The sequence below is a fragment of the Mesobacillus sp. genome, from assembly GCF_049588175.1.
Lineage (GTDB): Bacteria > Bacillota > Bacilli > Bacillales > Cytobacillaceae > Mesobacillus.
The window spans coordinates 1-2,617 of sequence record NZ_JBAVFI010000646.1 but is presented as its reverse complement, the minus strand read 5'-3'; the positions used below and the strand labels follow the sequence as shown (position 1 = coordinate 2,617).

Genomic DNA, 2,617 nt, shown 5'->3' with positions numbered 1-2,617 from the left:
TACAGGGTCACGACAATCGGGAATCCTACGTCACTGATGAACGGAATCAGCTGTTCCATTTGCGTTTCCTCCTTTTGGGTTTATTTTACGAAAAAAGCCGGTCCCTGAAAGAAGACCGGCTGTCGTTCATTACACAAGTTCGTATTCTGCTACGTTGCGTTCGATGACGCGGGCACTGCCTACGGCAACAAGGGTACCGCTTGGAGTCTGGAATGCATTGGAAGCGATGATTTGCTCCATCGCAAGCTTTACTGATGCTGGATCAATCGGTTCCTTCGGGTTATCAACCGTCAGCTTGGTGTTTTTTCCAAGATCGGTTACAAACTGCAATTCTAGTGTTTTAGCCATGTTTTTCACCTCCTATTCTATTATTTAGTCGTAGAATTAGATGATTTCGAAGCTGTCGTTACGCTCAACAGAGTTAAGCAAGTTCGCGCTAAGTCCACCTAGCGCCTTCGCAGCCTGGTCCACCTGGTCTGCAGTAGCTTCTTTTCTCACATTGGAGTAAGTCTTGCCTTTGTAGATCGGTTCGCCCTTCTCATTCATTCCAGTTTCGAATGAAAGCCTGATTGATGAATCCTTCAACATTGCTAATGCCATCTTGTCTCACCTCCTTTCACCTTTTATATACAAAGTTGGAGGGGAAAAGGACAGGGTAGTTTGAGAAAAAACATGGAGACGCGTTTCATTCGACATCGGGGGCTAGCAGTGGTTCGAAATGGAAAAAAACACGCCGAATTTCCAGTTCGCCAAATTATTGATCAATATCGTCAATAAAGTTGTGAACTCCGCCAATAAAACTGTGAATTCCGCCAAATAAAAGGCTTTTCGCTATAAAATCATTCCGCATCTATAAAAATCCGATACAAGTTTGGTCACTTGTATGGATTTTTCCAATGAAATAGCTACTGTAAGGGATTTTTCCTCGAAAAGAATTAAAATGTTAAACAAACCTCCATGAAAACATGAGCACAGCTGTCATTTCACGAAAAAATGAAACATGAGAACCGGCTCCATGTTCAAGGCAGTCACCCAAAATCACACTTTCGAATAGGGTAATCAAAAAGAGGGTGTAGGCTATGGCATGTACTCGGCCGGTGGGCATTCATACGCTGCGAATCGGGAATGGTCCTGAGAGAGAGGTTTGTTATCCCCATGTTTACCAGATTCGGGATCGTCAATTTGAGCGGTACATGAATCGAAGCATTGTGAAGGAAACGCAGAATTTGATTAATACGCAAGCGGGGGATTCTCCATCGACGGTTGAGTGGATGAATGGTTCGTATGAAATCAAGAACAACCAGCGCGAGGTGCTAAGCCTGTCGCTGGCGAATAGTACGTATCATTATCATGCTGCCCATCCGATGACGTATATCAAGTCGCTGACGTTTGATTTAAAGGATGGTAAAAAGTGCAGCCTGAAGGACTTTTTCAAACCAGGAAGTGACTATATCGGCCGTATTTCTAAGCTGATTAAACTGCAAATCAAAGAGCGGGATATCTTTCTGATCAGTGAATTTACAGCAATCAAGCCGGACCAGGATTTCTATGTAGCCGACAAATCACTCATCATCTATTTCCAGCTGTATGATATCACCCCTTACGCATTCGGATTTCCGATGTTCCCAATCTCCGTTTATGCACTTCAGGACATAATCATAGAAGACGGCCCCCTTGGAAGGCTGGCTATAAATAATTAAAAACACGGGGACGGTTCTCGTGTTCCTAAGAGGAACATGAGAACCGTCCCCATGTTCCAAATTGGATGAGGAATTTTTATATGAAGTGGATGGTCTGTGTTTCTGATATAATCGTTATAATGATAAAAAAACATGTTTTTTTGCAAGAGGTGCATTATGAAGCTGGGGATCTTTTTAGTTATTCTTATTGTCGTGGCCTCCTTTGTTTTTACCTTGTTATTAGCAGGTAAAAGTGATGAAGGATATAGAAGCGCGACGGTGAAAAACACGACTAATCTTTCTGTTATTTATATTGTGGTTATTGTATTATCCTTTATTGCTGTCGGCGTTTACATTAAATGGTTTTCGTAGGTTAAAATAACAAATACCTATCGTCAATTTGGCGATAGGTTATTTTTATACAGACATGGAGTCTTCATAGTTTAAAAGTTTTTTTGTAAAGGGGATCATCATGGATTGGAAACCGAATCGAGAAGCTAAAATGGCCGTATACAAGCAGCTTGCTGAGTATATTGAAAATGGGATATCAGACGGAACGTTTCCGCTTGATAAACCTTTACCATCTGAAAGGAAATTGGCTAACGAACTTGGTTTAAATAGAAGTACTGTGGTTGCTGCATATGATGAACTTGAATCAAATGGATTGATTGAAAGGAAAAGAGGAAGCGGGACCTTAATAAGCAAGGACATATGGGGAATAACCAAGAGAAGAGTTCCCAGCTGGAATCGTTATATTGAAGCGGGCTCCTTCCTGCCTAATTTGCCAGTCACCCAAAGGATCCGAAGGGAAACGGAGGACCACAAACTCATTAACCTGTCTAGCGGGGAATTATCGGAGGATTTATTTCCTTTGAAGTCCTTTAGTCAAATCACATCTACGAGGACATTTATAGGAAGCCTTGGCTATGATCATCCTC

Annotated in this window: 5 protein-coding genes; 3 read left to right on the top strand and 2 right to left on the bottom strand. The window is 41.9% G+C overall.

Annotated elements, in window-relative coordinates:
* Positions 1 to 129 precede the first annotated feature (129 nt).
* The gene (locus WB217_RS15575; RefSeq protein WP_423994164.1) at positions 130 to 348 is read right to left on the bottom strand and encodes a DUF2922 domain-containing protein; all 219 of its coding nucleotides are present in this window, start codon (positions 346 to 348) and stop codon (positions 130 to 132) included.
* 36 nt (positions 349 to 384) lie between these two features.
* Positions 385 to 600, bottom strand: a complete 216-nt coding sequence (locus tag WB217_RS15570; protein WP_335378129.1) for a DUF1659 domain-containing protein — start codon at positions 598 to 600, stop codon at positions 385 to 387.
* A gap of 479 nt (positions 601 to 1,079) precedes the next feature.
* Between WB217_RS15570 and WB217_RS15565 the strand changes: the two genes are divergently transcribed.
* The 3 genes from WB217_RS15565 to WB217_RS15555 all read left to right on the top strand — a co-directional run.
* Positions 1,080 to 1,700: a DUF3298 domain-containing protein gene (locus WB217_RS15565; protein ID WP_423994162.1), complete on the top strand. Its 621-nt coding sequence runs from the start codon at positions 1,080 to 1,082 to the stop codon at positions 1,698 to 1,700.
* A gap of 156 nt (positions 1,701 to 1,856) precedes the next feature.
* Positions 1,857 to 2,051, top strand: a complete 195-nt coding sequence (locus tag WB217_RS15560; protein WP_423994160.1) for a hypothetical protein — start codon at positions 1,857 to 1,859, stop codon at positions 2,049 to 2,051.
* A 100-nt stretch (positions 2,052 to 2,151) separates the two neighbouring features.
* Positions 2,152 to 2,617, top strand: a 466-nt coding sequence (locus WB217_RS15555; protein WP_423994159.1) for a GntR family transcriptional regulator, incomplete at its 3' end; no start/stop codon positions are given.

What these genes read in the sequence shown, in the direction of transcription:
- WB217_RS15570 (WP_335378129.1), bottom strand. Translation starts at nt 600, where the DNA reads ATGGCATTAGCAATGTTGAAGGATTCATCAATCAGGCTTTCATTCGAA.
- WB217_RS15575 (WP_423994164.1), bottom strand. Translation starts at nt 348, where the DNA reads ATGGCTAAAACACTAGAATTGCAGTTTGTAACCGATCTTGGAAAAAAC.
- WB217_RS15560 (WP_423994160.1), top strand. Translation starts at nt 1,857, where the DNA reads ATGAAGCTGGGGATCTTTTTAGTTATTCTTATTGTCGTGGCCTCCTTT.
- WB217_RS15565 (WP_423994162.1), top strand. Translation starts at nt 1,080, where the DNA reads ATGGCATGTACTCGGCCGGTGGGCATTCATACGCTGCGAATCGGGAAT.